Origin of the sequence: Kitasatospora sp. HPM-01-4 (assembly GCF_051374625.1) — a bacterium.
Lineage (GTDB): Bacteria > Actinomycetota > Actinomycetes > Streptomycetales > Streptomycetaceae > Kitasatospora.
This window is the reverse complement of sequence record NZ_JBPQGP010000005.1, coordinates 8881607-8902227: the sequence shown is the minus strand read 5'-3', so window position 1 is coordinate 8902227 and position 20621 is coordinate 8881607. Positions and strand designations below refer to the sequence as shown.

Sequence of the window (20621 nt, the reverse complement as noted above, 5' to 3'; positions counted from 1 at the left end):
AAGACCTACCCGTGCCGCACCAGCGCCTCCCAGGCGGTGGCGTCTCCCGCCTCGGCACCGAGGAGCAGCTCCTCGAGCGGCCGCGGGTCCTGCCCGGAACCGTCCTTGACCTCCGTCGTGCCGAACATGCCGAGGGCGGACAGGATGTCGGCGCGGTGCAAGAACAGCTGCGCGACGGCGGCGGACCACAGCCCGGTACGCGCTTCCGCGGTCTTGGCACGGGCCTGGGCACCTGGCCTCCCGCCGGACCGCAGGACACCACCCCCAAGGTGTTCCTCAGCTTCGACAGCCGCTACTTCATCGACGAACGCGACATCACTCGGGCCACCGGCTGGCGTTCGTTCCCGATCACGCAGGTGGGCAGTTCTTGGGAGGTCGCCGTTCCTGAGGCGGACTCACGACGGAGTCTTCGCAGCTCAGTGGCTATGAGTCGGCACCGTAGTAATCACAACATGTGTGGCGCGAGACGTATCGGCCGGCTTCACTCGTCAGTGGTCGCCAGCAACGTCGGCGGGACGGTGTGGACGGTCACGCAATTCGGCTCTGTCGGGGATCTTGTGATGACGCAGGACCCGGGATAGGTGATCACCACCCCTGAACCGGCTGGGGCAGGTCCTTCCCTGAAGTAGCGACGTTTTACCTTGGTGTCATGGGAGAGATGAACGCGAGGCGGCAGGTCGAGTTGACGCACGAGGACGTCCACGCCGGTGAGCACGGTACCCGCGCTCGGTGCCTGCCCGAGCCGTGGATGTGCGATGTCTTCCATGTCGACGGCAGCCTGAGGGACATTCGGGTCCTCGACACGACCCGCGGCGAGTGGATCGCGGTCCTCGAACGCCTGCGTGTTGTAGCCGACGAGACCGAGGTCGAGCACCCCTACCCCCAGCTCGATCCCGTGCGTCCGGACTTCGCCGACCTCTTCCGCGTCTGGGCAGACGAGCCTGAGGGCCAGGGGACGAGTTTCTCCTTCCGGGCCCGCTTGGGCTCTGTGTGGTTCTTTGCCCTGCCCTGCGACGAGGAGGAGATCGAGTTCTCCGTCTGGCCCGAGGACGTCGTCGACGGGGCGGGGGTGGCCTCCGTGCTGCGGTTCCTGGTCGAGGTGGCGACGGCCAGTCAACGACTGGCCCTGCTGACCGGCGAGGTTGTCCGGTATGACCCGGGGATGCCGACGCTGATCTCCTACGACCCTGTCACCGGCCTCACTGCCCACATCTGAAGGGTGTTGTGGACGTGCGCTGTCGCACGGTCATGGGGCGAGGAGTACGCGTTGGCGTAGGAGGTCGAGGTTGGCTCGTCCGTAGGCCATGCGCTTGAGGAGCTTGATTCGCGTGACATGACCTTCGACCTGGCCCGAGCTCCAGGTACTGGACAGTCCGGCGACGACGGCTTCCTGGTCGCGGCGGAGGCCGGCGACCAGGGAGTGGAGGGCGGGTAGGTCGTCGGCGAGGACTCGGGTCATCCAAGCGGGCAGTAGGTCGCCGCGTCGGTCGTGGAGCATGGCGGCGAAGTCATCGCGGAGCTGCGCGTCGCTGTCCCCGAGGCCGATCTCCCCGCCGTTCTTGCGGCCGCATTCGGGCTGCATCCCGATGGCACCCCCATGGATGGCATGCAGGCGTTCCAGCTCGTCGCTGCGGGGGCGGTGGGAAGTGATCACTGTCCCACCGCCCCCGCGTCCGAGGTCAGTGGCTCGTGTTGAGCCGACTGATCAGCTGGCGGTTGGCAGCTCGGGCAGCCTGGAGTTCTTCGTTGCGCTCTTCCAGTTGACCGGCGAGATCGACCGCTTGCCGTTCAAGGGCGGTGATGCGGCGCTTGAGCTGGTCGATGTCGTCGGGTCCGCCGAGTCCGGAGTCTCTCCACGCCTGCTCGCCGAGGAGCTCGGAGAGCTTGCCCTCCAGGGTCCGGATCCTTGCAGTGAGACGGCCGGCGCGTTCGTGGGCGTTGGCCAGGTCGGCTTGGAGTGAGGCGCGGGTGACGAGGGGGCCGGTGCTGTCGGCCCTCGGCTCGGAATCGGCGGCGTGGACCTGGGCGAGCAGGTCCTTGTGGCGGTAGAGGAAGGCGCGGTCGACACCGGCCTGGCGGGCGATGCCGGAGACGGTGATGGGTGTGCCGGCTTTGACGGCGGCGGCGACAGCTTTGATGACGCGCTGGCGGCGCCGGGCGGAGTCCACCCGGCGGCCGTCGGCCATGGATGTGGTGGTCACGGGGTCCTGTCTGGTCCGAAGTCGACGAGTGGCTGACGGACGGCTGGCAGACCGAGGTGGACGACGTTGTTGCGAGCGCGTCGCACCAGAGCGGTGGCCTGCTCGATCTCGGTGCGCTCCTGCTCGGAAAGCCCGTTGACGGAGTCCTTCACCCGGCCGATCAGGCGGCGGACGCGGCGGATCTCCTCGTCGGAGGGCATCGCCCCGGCCTTCGCCCACGCGTCGGCGTCGATCACGGCCGCCAGGCGCTCGCGGTTGCGCAGCAGGTCGGCGAGGTAGGCCTCCAGGTCGGGAAGGTAGGACACGTCGGTGCTGAAGTGGCCGCAGCCCACGCAGCGGAAACGGACCGGGCAGTCGTGGCCGCCCGCGGCGACGTTGGACGGTTCGCTGCACAGCCCGTACGGGACGGCGACCTCGCCCACGGCCCGGCGCAGGCGCTCGGTGTCCGGCAGAGCCTTGACGGTGCGCCAGACCCGGTTGCCGTGGCGGTCGAACTGCATGGCGGTGACCCGTTCGACGGCCTCACTGCGCCGCTGTTCACCGACCCGCTAGACGCAATACCGGTGACTTTGGTGGGCTTTGCTCGTTGGGTTGGTTGTGCCAAGGCCCGGACAGGTGAAGTCGTCGGCGGATGTGCGGTTCTCGGACCGGATCGCGCTTGGGGTGCTGACCCGGGCGTTCCCGCCCGAGTTGGTCGACGAGGTGGTCGCGGAGTGCGGCCGGGCCGAACAGCGTCATCGCCTGCTTCCGGCGCGGGTGGTCGTGTACTTCGTCCTGGCGATGTGCCTGTTCTGCGGGCAGGGCTATGAGGAGGTTGCCCGGCTCCTCACTCAGGGCCTGGAGCAGGGAAGCGGCCAAGGCGCCTGGCGGGTGCCGACGACGGCGGCGATCGGCCGGGCCCGCCTGCGGCTGGGCCCGGAGCCGTTGCGGGCGCTGTTCGCCCGGGTCTGCCGCCCGGTGGCCACGAAGGAGACGGCCGGCGCATGGTTCCGTGGTTGGCGGCTGGTCGCGATCGACGGCACGACCTTCGACCTGCCCGACACGCAGGGGAACGCGGAGTTCTTCGGCCGGCCCGGCACCTGCCGCGGGCAGGGCCGCAGCGCCTACCCACAGGCCCGGGTGGCGGCCCTGGTCGAGTACGGCACCCACGCCGTGTTCGCGGCCGAGGCCGCGCCGCTCGCGGTCCACGAGACCGCGCTGGCCCAGCAGTTGTTCCCGTCCCTGACCGAGGGGATGCTGCTGCTGGCCGACCGGGGCTTTCGCGGCTTCGACCTGTGGCGGGCCGCCACCGGCACCGGCGCCGACCTGCTGTGGCGGGCCAAAAGCGACGCCGTGTTCCCCATCGTGGCCGAACTCGCCGACGGCTCCTACCTCTCCGAGATCGTCGCAGCCCGGGACAAGAACCGCCGCGCCGACCCGACCCAGGTCCGCGTCATCGAGTACACCCTGGGCCCGCACAGCACGGACACCACCGTCTACCGGCTGGTCACCAGCATCCTGGACCCCAAGGCCGCCCCGGCCGCGGAACTCGCCGCGCTCTACGTCCAGCGCTGGGAGATCGAGACCACCCTGGACGAGATCAAGACCCACCAGGGCGGCAGGAACCTCGTCCTGCGCTCCCAACACCCACGCGGGGTGGAACAGGAGATCTTCGCGTTCCTCCTGGTCCACCACGCCCTGCGCGACCTGATGCACCAAGCCGCCCGCCGTACCGACTGCGATCCCGACCGGATCTCCTTCGTCCGCACCCTGCGCATCGCCCGCCGCCACGTCACCGCCCAGGCGGCGCTTTCCCCCCTCGCGACTCGCCCGAGCACTCACCCAGAGCCTGTACGAGATCGGTGAACGGCTCCTGCCCGCACGGCGGTTGCGTGCCAACCCCCGCGTGATCAAGCGCAAGATGTCCAACTGGGCACTCAAACGGCTCGCGAACCTCGACCCGCCGCAACCGGCCCCGCCCGACATCACCCTCGTCGGACCAACCAAGACCACCCCGACCCGCCGGAAAACAACCTAAATCACCGGTATTGGTTCTAGACGAGTAGTTCCGTTGTCCGATCTGTTGCGCGGGTTTGATGTCGAATGTGCGCGTGGTCGTGCCCGTGTCGTGCCCTGGGCACTGCTGGAGGCCGACGTAGGGTGACTGATCCATGTCGATTGCTGGCTCCAGGCGTCCTTCAGTAAATGGAGGAGCTGAACATCCCGCCGAGCTGGCGGATCTCCTCCAGTGGGTAAGGGGTCTGCCTGCTCTGGCGCTGGAACTTGCGGTTGAAGTCGGACATGACTGCGGCGATCGGTGCGTGCCGGGCAAGGATCGCCGCGGCCTCCTCCGGGATTCCCGTGGGGCGCTTGCCCTCCGCGTAGGCGCGCACCAGCGCGTAGCGGCCCTCCCGGTCCTCCCGCTCGTATCCGTACAGAGCGGTGACCAGCCAGTTCACCAGATACGTGGCGGTGTAACAGCGGTCGTAGGTCTGGTGCCGGTTGAAGAAGTCGGCCTCGTGCTGCGACAGCTCGAACCCGGAGGACATGGCGAGGCCGTAGTCCGCGAAGTAGAGGCGCTGGCCGTCGGTCAGGATGTTCTCGAAGTGCGCGTCGAAGTGAAGCAGCCCGCGGCTGTTCATGAACGAGGTGCCGGCCGTCAGCTCCCGCTCCACCACGGCGCAGGCCCGGTTGGTGGCTTCGTCTCCTGCTTCGACCTGCGTGCTCAGCCACTGGTGCAGGTTCTGCGGGATGTACTCCAAGAACAGCGCGACGCTCGCCGAGGACTGCTCGAGAGCCTCGATCCGGCGGCGCACCTGCGATCCGCCGCCCCAGTAGGCGACGGCCCGTTCGACGTCAGCCAGTTCCTCGGGCAGGGGCGTCGAGTCCGGCAGCACCCGCCAGTGGTACATCAGGGGGAAGCCCTCGTGTTCCGCCGCCAGCACCCAGTTCGTCGTCATGGTGTGCACGGCGAGCTCTCTCCAGGCCCCGAAACCCGGCCCGCCGATGAGGCCGACACTGTACTGACAGAAGGTGGGCACATCGAACAGATTCGCCGTGGACCGGACGTGCGCAGGCTGCCTCTCCAGATCGGTGAGGGGCACCCGCTTCACGAAGACCGGGGTGCCGGCGACCTCCAGCAGGGCCGACTTCCCGCCGATGCCGGATCCGACCGGCACAGCCGTGTCCACGAGCTCGCGCAGGGCGCGATCACTGCACAAGGCCAGCGATGTGGAGACGGCGCTATGGGCGGTCAGACGCGCATCGCGCGACATGTCAGGGCACTTCACTACGGCCTCCACCTTGGGTGCCGACCTCGATTCTGCAATGGCTACGCAGTCCCGCCGAACACAACGACGCGTGGCTCTGCGATTTGGCCTCCGGAGTGGGCATAGAGCGTCCAAGATCCGTGTGTGACGGCAGTCTTGAGCACCCTCTTGACGGCACTCTACGTGAAGATCGACGACGAAATTGGAGGAACCAGGTGCCTCCGTAGACCGCCGCTGCTCAGTGACTCCGAACTCGTCTGTCTTGCTGTGGCCCAGGTCCTGCTCGGGTACCACTCGGAGGCCCGGTGGCTGCGCTACGCAAACAAGCACCTGACCGACATGTTCCCGCACCTGCCCCAACGGCCCGGTTACCACAAGCGTTTGAAGGCCGCACTGCCGCTGCTCAAGCGCATGATCCGAGAACTCGCCATGGACAGTGACTTCTGGACCGACACGATATGGATCGCCGACTCCACCCCGGTGCCGTGCGGCATGTCACGCCCGACCGGCGAGCGTTCGAACATGGCGGGCTGGGCCGGCTATGGCTACTGCGCGTCCCACTCCCGTTCCTTCTGGGGCGTGCGCCTCTACCTGGTATGCACTCCGACCGGGATGCCAATCATGTGGGCCTTGGCCAACCCGAAGATCGGCGAGCGCGAGGTGTTGGCGGCGATGCTCGAAGTCGACGCCGACCTGGTCGCCCGGCGTGAAGGCATCCTGCTCATCACGGACAAGGGATTCGCGTCCAAGTCGTTCGAGAAGGACCTCGTCACGCAGGGCATCGAGCTGCTGCGGCCGTCGCTCAAGCGAGAGAAGAAGTGCTACGGAGAGCCCATGCTTAAGTGGAGCACCCGGACCTCGGGGTCCCAGCCCAGCAGCTCCAGGAACTCCTGCTCGACCACCGCCCACAACGCGGTGACGATCGGATCGCTGCTCCCGGTGGCGGTCCTCGTCGGCAGGGCGGCGGTCACCGGGTGCCCTCGGCGGTCAGCTCGCGCGGGCTGGCGACCCGTTCGACCGCTTCCCGCAGGCGGGTGGGTGCAGGGTGGAGGTACGGCTGGGCGGGGGCCGGATGGTTCTGGCCGAGCAGCGCCTGGATTTCATCGAGCGTGCCGCCGGCATCCGCGACGTTGCTCGCGAACCCGTGCCGCATCCGGTGCGGTGCCACCGGTCCTTCCAGGCCGGCCCAGGCGGCCAGGGCCTCGATGAGGTCGCCGATCGCGTCCGGGGTGACCGGTGATCCCAGCGGGGCACGGAACAGGTTCACCAGCAGGGAGTCGCTGCCGCCAGCACCGAGCCGCTCGTGGCGTTCGGCGACGTACTGGTCGAAGGCCTGCACCACCAGGAAGTTCACCGGCTGAACCCACCGGCGCTGCGACTTCGACCACGCCCCGTTCGAGTTCTCCCGGCGCACCACGTGCAGACGGGCCCCCTCCGACGCGCAGCCCAGCGCCCGCGAGTCCATCAGGAGGTGGAAGTCCTCTCTGCGCAGCCCCGCCACCTGCCCCCAGCGCAGCCCGACCCGGGAAAGCAGCAGCACGATCAGGCGGTCCCGGGCGTTGCGGCACTCCCGGAACATCGCCACCACCTGCTCATCACTGGTGCGGTCAACCGCCGACACCGGCTCCTGGAGTCGGTGCCGAGCCTTCAGCCGGTAGGCCAGCCCGGTCCCCTCGCCCCGCGCCTCCTCCGGCAGGCTTCGCGTGTCGGCAAGCTCGTAGAGCACGACCAGCACCCACTTCGGTGCCACGCCGTCGCGGATCGCGTGAGTGAGGAACCCCCGGACGCCGGTCAGGATCCGTTTGACCCGGCGCTCACCTCGCACCGGCTCGGCTCCAGGCCCCATCCGCACCGTGCCGATGCTGCCGTCCGGCTCGATCGGGGTGTACTGCAGCCACACCATGAACAAGCCCAGGTCCTGTGCCGCCTTTCCGGCCACTGCCGCCCCGTCCGCAAGCACCAGGTGAGGTACAGGGCGGCATCACCGGCGTAGCCCTTGGTCGTCAGCTCAGCCCGGCTCTGCCCGAAACGCAGATGGCGGAGCCAACGGTCAGCCGGACGTACAACCTCCAAGCGGTCATCGACAACTCTCCAGTACTGCACCCCGGATGGCATTCGAATCGGAAACGCTCGCACTTCTCACCTCGGGCTCTGTGAACTCAGCAACGACCAGCCACAGAGCAGCACCCCCGAGAGCCGGCTCCCGACTCCCAACGAGGTGCCCTAACCCAACGTCACACCACAAGGCCGCCCCCCAAGAAGACAGCGGCCGCCCCGCGGAGAACGACCGCCGTCACCACCGGACCGCCCGAGTAATTGTCAAGAGTCGTGGTTGAGTGCCTGGGCGGCGGCTACCGACCAGATCTGCTCGGCCAAGATCTCCGGACTCAGCGCGCCGTCCACGATCACGTCGCATTCGTCTCGCAGCGGTTCGATGTAACGCTCGTGGGCCGCCCGCCGGTGCTCTACGTAGTTCCGCAGGAGAACCTCGATCGGGAAGCCGCCCCTGACGCACTTTCGTTCGATCTTGCGGGCCAGCCGAAGGTCCGCCGCGAGATCGATGAAGACGTCGAGGCGGAGGCAGGGCTGTCGTGGGGTGACCCGGCGGGCGAAGAGCCCGTCGACGATCACGACCGGGGTAGTGGCGAGCGCGGCGTCAGTGTCGGCGTCGAGCCGCTCGATATCCACCGAACCGGGATCCCCGACGTCCAGGCGCGGGACTCCGGCCTCGTCGCGTGCCCAGATTCCTCGCTCCGGGGCGGTGAAGTAGTAGTCGTCGCCGTGCAGCACGCTTGCCGGACCTTGCACGGCGGACGACACGAGCGCACCGGCTAGCGTCGTCTTGCCCGCCCCCGCACCACCGGTCAGTGTCAGCAGCACGTGATCCCCCCTCCTCTCGATCGATGGACCGAGGATCGCACGGCGGAGCCGCGCTCACGCCGCTGTCCGTGTCGGTTCCACGAGCCGGCCGCGTTCGAACCGGGCTCCGGCGCGGACGAGCAGGACGAGGTGGGCACCGTTGACGGAGCGCCATCGGGCCTGGGCCGACTTCGGCATGGCATCGAGGACATCGGCGGTTCGTGAACCCAGCACCTTTGTTCACGGGTGTCGGGGAAGACCTCGCGCGGGGCCTTCCAGAACCCGAACGCCCCGTCGCCGACCGCCAGGACAAGACCTACCAGCAGCTGTCCGAGGAGCCCGCATATCCGCGGCCAGGATCAGGAAAGGTCATCAGAGCTGCCGCTTACCGGGACACGCTCCTGCCCGCCACGCCGCCCAGTCACTCCGACGGGGGATTCCCCGCACGCCTGGTCGGGGCAGCGGCCGATCGACACTAGGGTGAGCCCATGAATGCGCAAGTTCCGCTCAAGGAAAGGGCGTTGAACGCCGAACGGATCGCCCGGATCGGCCGGGAGGTGAAGGCCGTCCTCCCCGCCTTCGACGCGGACGCCTTCACCTCGGACGTGATGACCGACCTCCCACAGCTGGAGCTGAAGGCACGGATCGCGCGCACCACGCGCGCCCTGCACGAGCACCTGCCGGTCACCGGCCCTGCCGCACTGGACGCCCTCGTCCGTTCCCTGCCGCCCTCCCCGCAGGCCGCGGGCGTCACAGGCGACTTCGGTCTGCACATCTACTCTCCGCACTCCGACTACGTCGCCCGCTACCACCGCACCACCGACAGCCTCGACCAGGCGCTCGACGCGCTGCGCTCCTTCACCCGGTACTTCTCCGCCGAGGACGCCGTCCGGCACTTCCTGAACGACTTCCCGGAGCAGACCGTGGCGGCGGTTGGGAGGTGGGCCCGCGACGACGACTACCGGGTGCGGCGGCTGGCCAGCGAGTCCACCCGCCCCGTGCTGCCCTGGTCCCCGCGTATCACCCTGCCTGTCGACGCGGCGCTCCCCGTCCTCGACCAGCTGTACGGCGACGGCAGCCGCTTCGTCACGACGTCGGTCGCCAACCACCTGCGCGACATCGCCGCCAGCAGTCCGGATCTCGCCCTGGCCACTCTGACCAGGTGGAGGGCCGAAGGGCGGGCCACCGCCAAGGAGTTGGGGTTCATCTCGCGCGAGGCCCTGAAAGCCAGGCTCAAGCAAGGCTGGCCGCCGGCCTACGCATTCCTCGGCTACGCGAGCGACGCCCCGGTCGTACTCTCCCCGGTCAGCCTCGAACCCGCCGAGCTCGCGGACGGCGACACGCTCGCGTTCGCCGCAAACCTCTCCGCGGACACGACGACACCGGTGCATGTGATGTACGTGATCTCCTCGACCGCCCCGACGGGGACCCGCCGGGAGAAGGTCTACTCCCTCACCAAGGCGACGGTCGCCCCGGACCGGCCGCTGCGCCTCGACAAGGCCCACACGTTGCGCTCGACCGCCACCACGAAGATCACGCCGGGGGCCTACACGCTCGCCGTCCAGGTGAACGGGCGTCGGATCGGCCCGTCGGCGGAGTTCCGGGTCGTCGAGCGGTGAGCGCCCAGGCCACAGCCGCTCGACCGGGCCCATGGGCGGGATCCGTGGAGGCGGCCGCAGCGGCGGCCACGGAGGCGGGACCCTCATGCACCTGAGCCGGCGACGGCCCGAGAAGCGGGCGCACCCACCGTACCCCCATGACCAGGCCGACGGGCCCCGGGAGCGGGTGCACACGGTTCTCCTCCGCCCTTGTCCACACGCCGTTACCCGTCCTCGCACAGAGAGGCCCCGACATGCCACCCACCCGCAGTGACATCATCACGCTCGTCCGCGCCTACCAGGAGCGCCATCGGTCCGAACGCGACGGGCTGGAACCACTGTTGGCACTCCTCGACGCCGAGCCGGAGCCGACCGACCGGGCGACGCTGCCCGCGCACATCACCTGTAGCACCGTGGTGATCGACCGCGACTGTCGGGTCCTGCACGTCCACCACAGGGCCAGCGGCCTGGTACTCGCCCCGGGCGGGCACGTCGAGGCCGGCGACGAGGACCTGCTGGCCGCGGCGCTGCGCGAGGCGCGGGAGGAAGCCGGCATCGCGCCGGGCGACCTGTGCCTGACCCCGCAGCTTCTCGGCTCCCCGCTCGACATCGACGTCCATGAGATCGACGCCGAACCGGCCAAGGGCGAGCCTGCGCACCGGCATTACGACTTTCGCTTCGCGTTCTACCTTCCGTGCCAGCAGCGGCCCGCGACCGTGCTGCAGGGCGAGGAGGTCTCCGGGGCTGAGTGGCGGAGCTTCGAGGAGGTGAGCGCACCGACGCTGCGCGCCAAGCTGCTGGCCGGTGGACTCGATGGCAGCCCTGGGCCGGTGAACGCCTCGGTGCTGATCTTCGACGACCAGGGTCGGTACCTGCTGCATCTGCGCGACAACCTTCCCGGCGTCTGGGCAGCTGGGGAGTTCAGCCTGCTCGGTGGAGGGCGCGAGCCGCAGGACCGCTCGCTGGAGGAGGCGCTACGGCGCGAACTCGCCGAGGAGGTCCCCGGTCTGGAACTGGGCGCACTCGAGCCCTTCGCCGTGGAGCACGTCACCGGCACTGCCGGGCTGTGCGTGCCGGTGCAGATCTTCGCCGCCCGCTGGAACGGTGATCCCGACACGCTGACCCTGAACGAGGGTGTCCTGCTGCGCTGGTTCCCGCCTCACATGCTGGACCGGCTCCTGCTGCGCCCCTCGACCCTCGACCTGGTGCGCCGGCATGCCGCACAGACCGCTGCCCGCCCGTGCCTGCCGCAGCCGCCGACCACGCCCGAGGCGCAGCCGTGCCGGGCCCGGTCGACGAACGCCGCCGACCTGGAGCGCCGCCCGACAGCCGGGCAGCCGCCCTTCGACCTGCTCACCGAGGCCAGGGCCACCGGCGCGCAGCGCCTGGCCACCGCGGTTCTGCTCGTCAATCCGGCCGGGGAGCTGCTGCTCGTGCGCCGGGCAGCCGGCGCTCTGCCGGACGGGCTGTGGGAGCTGCCTGGTGGCGGCATCGAGGACGGCGAAGGCCCTCTACAGGCCGCCCTGCGTGAACTCGGCGAGGAGACCGGTATCACCAGGGCGCGGGTCACCGCCTACCTCGGCCACACGGACTACGACAACGCCCACGGGCTGCGGGTGCGCGAGTTCGCCTTCGCCGCCACCCTGGACCATCCGCAGGCCGTCGCGCTCGGTGCCGAGCACGACGGCCACCGGTGGGTGCTACCCGCCGGCCTGCCCGAGCGGATCGCCGACCACGAGCGCACCCTGATCGGCCGCCATGCGGCCCAGCCCAAGTCCTTCCCCGGCTACCGGCCGCTGCCGGCCTACCTGAGCGGCATTCCCTCCGCCACGCTGTGGGCCGATCTGTTCTTCACCACCACCACGGGCGAGGTGGTGCTGCTGCGCTCGGTCAACCCCGCGAAGGGCCTGCAGTACCCGGGCGGAGACGCCGACTTCACCGATCTCACCCCGCTGCACACGGCGGTACGCGAGACCTGGGAGGAGACGGGCCTGTGGTTTCCGCCCGATCTACAGCGTCTGCCGATGGTGGCCACTGTCGTGGAACGGCCCCGGGCCGGCTGGCCGACAAAGGTCGGGTACATCTACTCGGGAGGGGAACTCACTGCCGCGCAGCTTGCGGCGATCCGGCTCGATCCGCGCGAGCACGACGCGGTCGTCACCCTGTCCGCGACCGACCTCCAGCACCATGCCGGTCCCCACGACCAGGATCTGACGCGTGCCGTCCTGGCCGCGGTGCGCAGCGGCGTCCCGGCCCACATCCTGCGCTGATGCCGGACCCACCGAGTCGTTCATCAACTCGGCGAAAATCCGGACGTGTTGGGCGGTGCACGCGAGCCATGAGGCTAGTTACGACAGCCCGCCCGGCGAGTAGCCACCCCCGGCACTTGAGCAGCCACCGCGGGAGCCGACGATGGCAACGGGCATTGTGGTCCCCGGGATGGACGGCGTTAAACCGGTCAAACCCCTGGAGGACACGGCGCGGCAGTGCCGTCCTCGCCGGTGGATCACGGTCCTGTCCTCGTCCGCGACAGTGTTGTCAAGGAAGCGCCGCCCTTGGCCGGGCACCACGGGGTGTCTGCTTCTGGCACCCCCGGGCAGACAGGCCCGGTACGCCAAACCCGCCAAATGATATGTCATTTGACGCCGTGATATCTTGGCGGCCGGGGTGTCATGGCGGGAACTCTTCCCTGCATGTGGCCGAGCAAGGAGTTGGACCAATGACAATCTTCGAGCCGATCACGGGCCGCTATGTCACGGTCAATGGCGCGCGTACCTATTTCGACGAGGCCGGGGCAGGCACCCCGATCGTGTTGATTCACCCGGGGGCCACGGACTCTCGGGTCTACAGGCATCTACTGCCGCTGCTTGCTGAGCGCGGATATCGTGCGATCGCACCCGATCTTCCCGGGCATTGCCGCTCCTACCCCGCGCAGTGGAAGCCTGGGACGTCCATACATGACCATGCCGAATTCGTGGACGCATTCGTGAAGACGGTTCTGCCCGGAGAGTCGCCCTTCGTGCTCGGCGCCTCCGTGGGAGGCCTGACGGCACTGGATCTCGCCGCTCACCACGGTGAGTGCTATCGAGGTGTCATCTCGATGCAGGCAGCGTCGTGGACACCGCTGTCGGCTGAGGCCGCTGCGTTGCTGGCAGGTCAGACGATGACGCCCGATGCCGGCTGGACCGATCACCTCGAGCATGCGGCGGTGGCCTCGGCGAGCAAGAAACTGACCCCTGAGCAGGAAATAGAGCTGAGGTGGCTGCAGCGCAGTACCTCCCAACTGGCGGGGAAGTTCGATGGCCAGGCATGGGCCTCCCACGATCTGCGTGGTCGGCTCGGCGATGTCCGGTGCCCGGTCCTGATCGTGCAGGGCACCGACGACTTCCTCGTACAGGATGAGCTGGTCGATGACACGGTCGCAGAGATGGGCTCGGTGGCGCGGCTTTTGAGGGTTCCTGACATCGGTCACTACCCGCCGTTCGAGAACCCGGAGTGGGCTGCGCGGGTCACGGACGATTTCGTGAAGGCAGTGACGGCCACAGAGGAGCCGTTTGCCGTGGAGTAGTTGATGGGATTGATACAGCTCCGCGTCTGGTTCTGGGACTTCATCCACCGCAACAGGTGTGGCGCTATGGCTGAATCGGGTGATCGCCCGCAGCTGAGGGCAGTGTGGCAGTCCAGGCCGGTTCGCAGCTCAGTGACAATGGAGCGGTCGGGTTGGCCTCGGGCTGGCCCGTGGTTGAGTGATCGGGTCAGTTCTCGGCTGGCGGCTCGCGCGGCCTCTGACTCCTCTGCTTTCTCGGCGAGTTCGCCCATTTTGCCCGCCCCCTGTTGTTCGGGCATGGAGATGCGCGTCGCCGGAGCTACCGGTGCCAGCCGCGGCCGCCGAACTGATCGCAGCCCACCTGGACGACCCCGACCCGGTCACCCGCGAAGTCGCCACCGACGTCCACACCCGCCTGACCACCGCCCTGGAGGACGCCCCACCCGGCCGGTGATCACCCGCCGCACCGAGATTTGACCGACGCCGGCGATCTCCGAGGTCAGACGTCGTGCTGACCGAGCCCCGCTGGACGTCTGTCCAGCGGGGACTCTTCTTCACGACCGCTAGCCGATGGGCCCCTCGGCCCGGGGAAGGCCGGCGATGATCAGGTCGAGGGCGAATTCGAAGCGCTGGTCGAAGTTGTCAGGGCCGACGTACGGCAGGACCGCGACCAGAGCCGGGTAGGTGTCGGCCGGAACCTGGTCCGGAAGGAGGGCCGGTGCGGCCTCCTGGGCGGCCTGCTGTTCCTGGGTGAGACCCAGGGTCAGGTAGAAGATCGACCAGTGGGTCCACGCGGCCGTGCGCGGCGAGTGGCCGGCCGCCAGCAGGGTGGCGATCACGGTGTCGGCGTAGCGCAGCGTGCGGGGCTCGGCGGCGAAGACCCCGGCGACCATTCTGGCGGCGTCGCGATGGGAGAGCAGCGCCGCGCGGCAGCGGCGGCTCAGTTCCTTGAGCCGGTCGGGGAACGCCTCGGGCAGCGGCTCGTCGAGACAGTGCGCGAGAAGTTCGTCCGAGGCCAGTTCGAGCAGGCGGCCCTTGCTGGAGGCGTGCCAGCGGACGGTGTTGTGCTGCACGCCGAGCCGGGCCGCGACAGCGCGCATGGTCACCCCGTCCAGCCCGTGCTCGTCGAGGACCGCCAGCGTGGCGGCGACGATCTCGCCCCGTGTCATGCCCATCCGATACGCCTTCCCGGTCGGCTTCCGCACCCCTGTTGTCCAATGGACAATTCTAGGGCATGCTCATCCTTGTCCAACGGACAAGAGCGAGAGGAAGTGGTTGTCATGCTCGACGTACTCATCGCCGGGGCCGGCCCGGTGGGGCTCTGGCTGGCCGCGGAGTTGCGCCTGCACGAGGTGGAGGTGACCGTCGTGGAACGCCGGGCGGCACCGGACGGACGGTCGCGCGCGGTCGGCATGCAGGCCGGCACGCTGGACACCTTCGCCACCCGCGGACTCGCGGAGCGGTTCATCGAACGCGGCACCCCGGTGCTGACCGGTCACTTCGGAGCGGCGACCACCCGGCTGGACTTCTCCACGGTCGGGGCGGTGCACCCGTTCATGCTGGCGCTCGGTCAGTCCGTCACCGAACAGCTCCTGGAGGAGCACGCGGTTGCCGTGGGCGCCCGGGTGCTGCGCGGGGAGGAGGTCGTCTCGCTCACCCAGGGCCCGGACTCCGTCGAGGCGGTGATCCGGGCCGGCGGCACCCACCGGACCGTGCGGGCCCGCTGGGTGGTGGGCTGTGACGGCACCCGCAGCGCGGTGCGTCAGGCGGCCGGCATCGACTTCCCCGGTCAGGACACCACGCTGACCGGGTGGCTCGCCGACGTCGAACTCGACGATCCGCCCACCGCGCCGCTCGCCGCCACCGGACCGGCCGGTTCGTTCCTGGCGGCCCCGATCGGCGACGGCGTCCACCGGCTGGCGGGCCTCTCCACGGCCACCATGCACTACGGCACCGGCGAACCGCTGACCCTGGAGGAGGTCCGCGAGCAGACCCGCACGCTACTGGGACGGGACCTGGGCATCCGCAACCCCCGCTGGCTGTCGCGCTACGGCAACGCCACCCGCCAGGCCGCGCGGTACCGGGCCGGACGGGTGCTGGTGGCCGGGGACGCGGCGCACATGTTCTTCCCGGCCGGTGGGCAGGGCATGAACCTCGGCATCCAGGACGCCACCAATCTGGGCTGGAAGCTGGCCGCCACTCTCCAGGGCCGGGCGCCCGACGGACTGCTCGACAGCTACGACACGGAGCGCCGGCCGGCCGCCCGTGCCGTCATCGACAACACCCGCGCGCAACTCGCCCTGTTCGCCGCGGCGAGCCCGGAGCAGATCGCGCTGCGCGAGGTCTGGTCCGCCGCGCTGGCCGAACCGGAGACCAACCGCCAGTGGGCCCGCCGGATCGCCGGCTTCGACGACCCGCTCCCCGCCGGCACCGCACCCGGCGCGCACCCGCTGAACGGCACCCGACTGGCCGGCCTCACCCTGGACACGCCCGACGCACCCACCGCCCACCCGCTGATGCACCGCGGCCGGCCGCTGCTACTGGACCTCGGCGGGACGCGGACGCCGTGCCCCACGGATGGCCTGGAACAGCGAGCAGCTGCCGTCAACGCTGAAAAAACCGAGCCGATCTGGCGGGACGTCACCGCCGTTCTGATCCGGCCGGACGCCCGGATCGCCTGGGCCAGCACCGACACCGACCCACAGCGCCGGGCCGCGGACTGCCTCACCGCCCTGCGCGCCCTGCGCCGCTGAGCGCGCTCGGTGATCCACCCGCCGGCCCGCCCGACGCCCCTCTCTCACGGACCAGGCCGGATCAGCGCGCGACTCCCCCAGCCCCAGCCGGGGACGCCCCCGTCCATGCGTGCACCGCCTACTGGGCGTGCGTTGTCCGTTCGGCATCGCGGATGGCGCGAGCGGCGTTGATGAGCCCGATGTGGCTGAAGGCTTGGGGGAAGTTGCCGAGGGCCTCCGCTGTGGCGGAGTCGGTCTCCTCGGCCAGCAAGCCGAGATCGTTGGCGTGTGCGAGGGCGGCTTGGAAGACGTGTCGTGCACGGGCGGTGTGGCCGGTGAGTGCGAGGGCTTGGGCGAGCCAGAAGGTGCACAGCAGGAAGGTGCCTTCTTCTTCCTGCAGCTCGTCGGTGAGATAGCGGCGGACCAGGCCCTTGCGGTCGGTGAGGTGGGTCGCGATGGCCAGCACGGTGGACTGGACGCGGGGGTCGTGCGGCGGCAGGAAGCCGACGATGGGCAGCATCAGCGCGGAGGCGTCGAGGTCGTCACTGTCGAATGCCTGGGTGAAGGCGCCCAGGCCGGGATTCCAGCCGCGTTGTTCGATGGCTTGGCGGATCTGGTCGCGCTCGTGCTGCCAGTGGGACAGGCGCTCCTCTGCCTGGAGGGCGGGGGCCATGGCGATGGCGCGGTCCAGGGCGACCCAGCACATCAGTTTCGAGTGGAGGAAGTGTCTGCTGGGTCCACGTCTTTCCCAGATGCCCTGATCCGGTTGGGTCCACCGCTGGGCGGCTGTCTCGGCCGCCTGGAGCAGGAAGGTGCGGGTGGCCGGGTCGAGGGGCTCACCGGGCGGGAGGGTCTGGTGAGCCGCGTCGAGGAGTTCGCCGTAGACGTCGAGTTGGCGTTGGCGCCAGGCGTCGTTGCCGATCCGAACGGGGCTGCTGTTGCGCCAGCCGGTCAGGTGGGGCAGCAGCCGCTCGCTCAGATCACGTTCCCCGCCGATGCCGTACATGATCTGCAGGTCGGCACCGCGGTCGAGTTGGGTCGCCGCGGCCCGGGCGAGGAAGCCGAAGAAGCGGTTCTTCTCCTTCTCGCAGGCGGCCGTGGCAAGCGCCTGGAGGGTGAAGCTCGCGTCGCGGACCCAGGTGTAGCGGTAGTCCCAGTTGCGCGTCCCGCCCGCCGTCTCGGGCAGGGAGGTGGTGGGCGCGGCGACGATCGCCCCGGTGGGAGCGAAGGTCAGGGCTCGCAGCACGCGTCCGCTGTGGCCCACCTGATCCTGCCAGGGGCCGACGTAGCCACGGTGGAGCTTCGACCAGGAGCGCCAGCCTTCGGTGGTGTCGGACATGCGGCGCCGGATCCGCCCCGCCCGCCAGCCCACCGACTCCCCTTCCCACGCCGGCCCGACGTGCAGGGCGAATCCGAGGCGGTGCCCCGCCGAGAGCGGGATTCGGCCGTGCGCTGTGGAGCCGCTCACCCGCAGGTCGACGGGGCTCGACAGCAGCAGAACGTGGGCGCCCCCGTACGCCGCGAGCCCGCCTCGCACGGCTGACAGCAGCGGGTGGACGAGTCCGAACTCCGGGCGCGGCGCGTAGGCGATCTCGATGGTCACCTGCCCTTCGGTGCAGGTGACCTGTCGCAGGAGCGCTCCGGGGGAAGTGGTGCCGAGCGCGTGCCCGCGTTCACGCCGCCCCAGGGCAAGGGCATCGCGCAGGACCGCCGTACCCGCGGTCGTACGGAAGGTCGTCTCCAGAACGAGGGTGTCCTCGATGTAGCGGCGGCTGATGTCGACCGGGCCGGCGGGGTGGATGGACCAGTGGCCCGCGTCCTCGTCGAGAAGTCGGGCGAAGATCGCCGGGCTGTCGAACCGGGGCAGGCACAGCCAGTCCACTGAGCCGTCGGAGGTGACCAGCGCGGCCGAGCGGCAGTCGGACAGCAGCGCGTGGTCACCGATCGGTCGCGCACTCATGCGTCGCAGCCCGTCCACCTCGGGCCGGACGCAGCCCGGCTGGGAGGACGTGAGCAGTCGCCCGCGCCACAGGTGTCTCCAGATGCCTGACGCGTGTCGTTGATCCCAGCCTCCCTGCACAGCGGATGCGCCTCCACCCAATCAGCACAATCGGTGGATCGCATGTGCCGGCCGGCGGCGGTTGCCCCGACCGGGTGGCACGACCTGGTGCCGTCGGCCCGCGCTCGGCGTCTGATCGGCGTACGTCGTGTCTCCTCGCCTTTCGCATGGGCAGCTGCGCCTCAGCAGCGACGTCTCGAGGTTGAGTCCTGGCAGCCGAGGGCGAGGAAGCATCGCCGGCTGCGTCTCGGTCGGTGCGGTGTGGATCGCCTTCAGTACCGGCACCGGCTTGGGGTGGTCGCGCCTGGACCCGGACCTGAACGACGCGTGCCGGTCAGGTCTGCTTACCGAGTTGCTCCGGCAGGTTGGTGAACAGACGTCTGGCGTTGGTGCGGCCGATCTTGATTCGGTCGTTGTCGCTGATGGCGGCGTTGTCGAACCAGTCGGAGGCCTCGCGCATGGATTCGTAGGGGTAGTCGCTGGAGTACAGCACGCGGTCGGAGCCCATCTCGGCCATGGTCGCGTTGAGCGTCTGGGTGTGGAAGTTGCCGCTGGTCGTGACGTAGAAGTTGTTGTTCAGGTAGTGGGTCAGCGGCTTCCGGTACTTGATCAGGTCGCCCATCTTGGACGCGCGGTGGTCGATGCGCCAGATGTTGAACGGCAGGGTCTCGCCCAGGTGGCCGAGGATGATCGTGAGCTTGGGGAAGCGGTCGAACAGGCCGCTGGTCATCAGGCGCAGCGTGTGGGTGGCGGTTTCGACGGTGAAGGTCCATACGGCGCCGAACAGTTCCGGGTGGCCCTCGTAGATGCCCTGGTTGCCCGGCAGCGGGTCGCGCGGGTGCAGGTAGAGCGGCACGCCGAGGGCCTCGGCGCGCTCCCAGAACGGCAGGTAGCGCTCGTGGTCGTAGTACCAGCCGGTGTTGGCGTCGTTGATGTTGGTGAAGCCGTTGAGCATCGCCCCGTGGAACCCGAGTTCGTTCACGCAGCGCTCCAGCTCGGTCGCGGCTGCGGCGGGGTCTTGCATGGGCAGGGCGGCGAATCCGCCGTAGCGGTTGGGATTGGCGGCCACCAGGTCGGCCAGCTCGTCGTTGGCCTGCCGGGCACGGGTGACGGCACGCTGCGGGTCGGTCTCCCCCTGGATGCCGGGCGCGGTCAGTGAGAGCAGCGAGTAGTCGATGCCGGCGGCGTCCATTTCCGCCAGCCGCTCCTCTCCCAGGTCGAGCAGACGCCGGGCGATTTCCCTCATCATCTCGGGATTGACGTACTGCGGGAGTTCGTTGCTGAACTCCGGGAGGTTGAAGTGTTCTTCGAGCGCGATCTTTCCAGGCACGCGGCAACTCCTTGTGTGACTGAAGGCACCTTTCGGGCCGGTACGGGCGTCGGCAGTGGCTGTTTCGCGGCGCTGACGACCTCGTCGGCGGTGGGTGTCCCGCCGAACCACCGGAGCACGTCGAGCGCGTGGGCCTCGTCCTCCCTGGTCACCCCTTTGGCCGTGTGCACCACCCCCAGAGCCATCCGGGCGGGATCAAGCCCGCCCATCGGTATGCCCTCCCGGCTCCGCGCGGCGGCCACGTGGGCCTCGCCGGGCCTCGGCCCGTTGCCCACCCTCACACGCTGCTCTCGCAGCCGCCAGTCAGATGGGTCGGCGTCACGGGGCACCCAGCTGTCGGCGTCGTGCAGCACGACCGGCGGGCTGTGCCGACGCCCCGGACCTCCTGGCCGGGTGGTCCCGGCGCTGCGGGCGAGCCGCCGAGAGCGGCCCTGCGGGCAAGGAGCACAACGCGGCTGCGGGTGGCCAGGAGTCCGAGTTCGGCGAGGCGTTGGTGCTGGGCGGGCGTGAGGACGCGTCAGGCAGCTCGCCGGCACCGTCGCGGGCCGGCATTCGATGTCGTGTCGCTTTTGCGGCCTGGATTGGTGGAGCGTCAGTATTCCAGGCGTGTCGTGTTCCCTCCGGTGTCGGTCACAGCGCGGGCTGCCGGGCCTCAGACTGCGGTCTTCGGCTGTGTGGGGCCGAGGTAGTGCAGGGCGCCCTTCTTGGCGAGGCGGCGGCCGAGCGCGTCGACGCTGGGGCGGATGCGGCGGGGGTTGGTGCCGAAGGAGCGGTAGGCGGTGTGCCAGGCCTCGATGCGGGGGTCAGCCTCGTCGGCGGGCTGCCAGGTGCCGTCGGCGAGTTGCCGCTCCAACTCCTCCAGGGCTCCGGTGGTCAGAGGCCAGGGTTCGTGGCCGCGAAGACCGGAGGCGGTTACCACGGCGATGAGGGTGTCGGGGAAGTCCGCTGCGACGGCGGGGTCGAGGTGGAAGGCGGGCACGGGCGGGTTCCGTTCGGTGAGTCTGAGCAGGTGTGGGTCAGGGCTTCCGGGGGCCGCTACGTGAACTC

The 20621-nt window shown here is 69.5% G+C and carries 17 protein-coding genes and 4 pseudogenes; 8 read left to right on the top strand and 13 right to left on the bottom strand.

The annotated features are described in order from the left end of the window. Positions 1-5: 5 nt before the first annotated feature. A complete protein-coding gene (locus tag ACSMTC_RS38320; protein WP_436564375.1) occupies positions 6-128 on the bottom strand; it encodes a hypothetical protein in 123 nt (40 codons plus the stop codon). 521 nt (positions 129-649) lie between these two features. Here ACSMTC_RS38320 and ACSMTC_RS38315 point away from each other — a divergent pair. Beyond that, positions 650-1216 (top strand): hypothetical protein, encoded by a 567-nt coding sequence (locus ACSMTC_RS38315; protein ID WP_436564374.1) that lies wholly within the window; start codon positions 650-652, stop codon positions 1214-1216. A 30-nt stretch (positions 1217-1246) separates the two neighbouring features. On the opposite strand, the pseudogene ACSMTC_RS38310 reads toward ACSMTC_RS38315, so the two are convergent. From ACSMTC_RS38310 to ACSMTC_RS38300, 3 genes and pseudogenes are all read right to left on the bottom strand, one after another. Next, positions 1247-1507, bottom strand: a pseudogene (locus tag ACSMTC_RS38310) (transposase); the annotation flags it as partial. A 172-nt stretch (positions 1508-1679) separates the two neighbouring features. After that, positions 1680-2201, bottom strand: a complete 522-nt coding sequence (locus ACSMTC_RS38305) for a DUF6262 family protein (protein ID WP_436564373.1) — start codon at positions 2199-2201, stop codon at positions 1680-1682. Next, complete coding sequence (locus ACSMTC_RS38300; protein ID WP_436564372.1) at positions 2198-2701, bottom strand: hypothetical protein; 504 nt, start codon at positions 2699-2701, stop codon at positions 2198-2200. Before ACSMTC_RS38300 ends, ACSMTC_RS38305 begins: the two co-directional genes overlap by 4 nt. Positions 2702-2798: 97 nt before the next feature. Between ACSMTC_RS38300 and ACSMTC_RS38295 the strand changes: the two genes are divergently transcribed. Continuing rightward, positions 2799-4046 carry an IS4 family transposase gene (locus tag ACSMTC_RS38295; protein WP_436564917.1) on the top strand — a complete coding sequence of 416 codons (1248 nt, stop codon included), beginning with the start codon at positions 2799-2801 and terminating at the stop codon, positions 4044-4046. A gap of 332 nt (positions 4047-4378) precedes the next feature. Here ACSMTC_RS38295 and ACSMTC_RS38290 read toward each other — a convergent pair whose 3' ends face one another. Further along, positions 4379-5455: a protein kinase family protein gene (locus tag ACSMTC_RS38290; RefSeq protein ID WP_436564371.1), complete on the bottom strand. Its 1077-nt coding sequence runs from the start codon at positions 5453-5455 to the stop codon at positions 4379-4381. Positions 5456-5593: 138 nt separating this feature from the next. Between ACSMTC_RS38290 and ACSMTC_RS38285 the strand changes: the two are divergent. After that, a pseudogene (locus tag ACSMTC_RS38285) lies at positions 5594-6292 on the top strand (IS982 family transposase); the annotation flags it as partial. Here ACSMTC_RS38285 and ACSMTC_RS38280 read toward each other — a convergent pair. The 4 genes and pseudogenes from ACSMTC_RS38280 to ACSMTC_RS38265 form a co-directional block, all read right to left on the bottom strand. After that, positions 6271-6420 (bottom strand): hypothetical protein, encoded by a 150-nt coding sequence (locus tag ACSMTC_RS38280; protein ID WP_436564934.1) that lies wholly within the window; start codon positions 6418-6420, stop codon positions 6271-6273. The pseudogene ACSMTC_RS38285 and the gene ACSMTC_RS38280 sit on opposite strands and share 22 nt — an antisense overlap. Further along, the gene (locus tag ACSMTC_RS38275) at positions 6417-7352 is read right to left on the bottom strand and encodes a tyrosine-type recombinase/integrase (RefSeq protein WP_436564916.1); all 936 of its coding nucleotides are present in this window, start codon (positions 7350-7352) and stop codon (positions 6417-6419) included. The genes ACSMTC_RS38280 and ACSMTC_RS38275 overlap by 4 nt, the downstream gene beginning before the upstream one ends. 416 nt (positions 7353-7768) lie before the next feature. Then, positions 7769-8329, bottom strand: a complete 561-nt coding sequence (locus ACSMTC_RS38270) for a uridine kinase family protein (protein ID WP_436564370.1) — start codon at positions 8327-8329, stop codon at positions 7769-7771. A gap of 54 nt (positions 8330-8383) precedes the next feature. Next, positions 8384-8619: pseudogene (locus tag ACSMTC_RS38265) on the bottom strand (transposase); the annotation flags it as partial. Positions 8620-8796: 177 nt separating this feature from the next. Here ACSMTC_RS38265 and ACSMTC_RS38260 point away from each other — a divergent pair. The 4 genes from ACSMTC_RS38260 to ACSMTC_RS38245 all read left to right on the top strand — a co-directional run bounded on the left by ACSMTC_RS38260 (position 8797) and on the right by ACSMTC_RS38245 (position 13907). Beyond that, positions 8797-9927: a hypothetical protein gene (locus ACSMTC_RS38260; RefSeq protein WP_436564369.1), complete on the top strand. Its 1131-nt coding sequence runs from the start codon at positions 8797-8799 to the stop codon at positions 9925-9927. A gap of 233 nt (positions 9928-10160) precedes the next feature. Then, positions 10161-12176: an NUDIX domain-containing protein gene (locus tag ACSMTC_RS38255; protein WP_436564368.1), complete on the top strand. Its 2016-nt coding sequence runs from the start codon at positions 10161-10163 to the stop codon at positions 12174-12176. A 449-nt stretch (positions 12177-12625) separates the two neighbouring features. Next, positions 12626-13474 carry an alpha/beta fold hydrolase gene (locus ACSMTC_RS38250; protein WP_436564367.1) on the top strand — a complete coding sequence of 283 codons (849 nt, stop codon included), beginning with the start codon at positions 12626-12628 and terminating at the stop codon, positions 13472-13474. A gap of 304 nt (positions 13475-13778) precedes the next feature. Beyond that, positions 13779-13907 (top strand): hypothetical protein, encoded by a 129-nt coding sequence (locus ACSMTC_RS38245; protein WP_436564366.1) that lies wholly within the window; start codon positions 13779-13781, stop codon positions 13905-13907. 109 nt (positions 13908-14016) lie between these two features. Here ACSMTC_RS38245 and ACSMTC_RS38240 read toward each other — a convergent pair whose 3' ends face one another. Continuing rightward, positions 14017-14628: a TetR/AcrR family transcriptional regulator C-terminal domain-containing protein gene (locus ACSMTC_RS38240; protein WP_436564365.1), complete on the bottom strand. Its 612-nt coding sequence runs from the start codon at positions 14626-14628 to the stop codon at positions 14017-14019. Between the two features lie 105 nt (positions 14629-14733). Between ACSMTC_RS38240 and ACSMTC_RS38235 the strand changes: the two genes are divergently transcribed. Next, complete coding sequence (locus ACSMTC_RS38235; RefSeq protein WP_436564364.1) at positions 14734-16206, top strand: FAD-dependent monooxygenase; 1473 nt, start codon at positions 14734-14736, stop codon at positions 16204-16206. A gap of 118 nt (positions 16207-16324) precedes the next feature. Here the strand turns inward: ACSMTC_RS38235 and ACSMTC_RS38230 are convergent, their stop codons facing one another. The 3 genes and pseudogenes from ACSMTC_RS38230 to ACSMTC_RS38220 all read right to left on the bottom strand — a co-directional run. After that, complete coding sequence (locus ACSMTC_RS38230; RefSeq protein WP_436564363.1) at positions 16325-18145, bottom strand: glycoside hydrolase family 15 protein; 1821 nt, start codon at positions 18143-18145, stop codon at positions 16325-16327. 433 nt (positions 18146-18578) lie between these two features. Further along, positions 18579-19574 carry an amidohydrolase family protein gene (locus tag ACSMTC_RS38225; RefSeq protein ID WP_436564362.1) on the bottom strand — a complete coding sequence of 332 codons (996 nt, stop codon included), beginning with the start codon at positions 19572-19574 and terminating at the stop codon, positions 18579-18581. Between the two features lie 676 nt (positions 19575-20250). Next, positions 20251-20553 (bottom strand): annotated as a pseudogene (locus ACSMTC_RS38220) (hypothetical protein); the annotation flags it as partial. Positions 20554-20621: the final 68 nt, after the last annotated feature.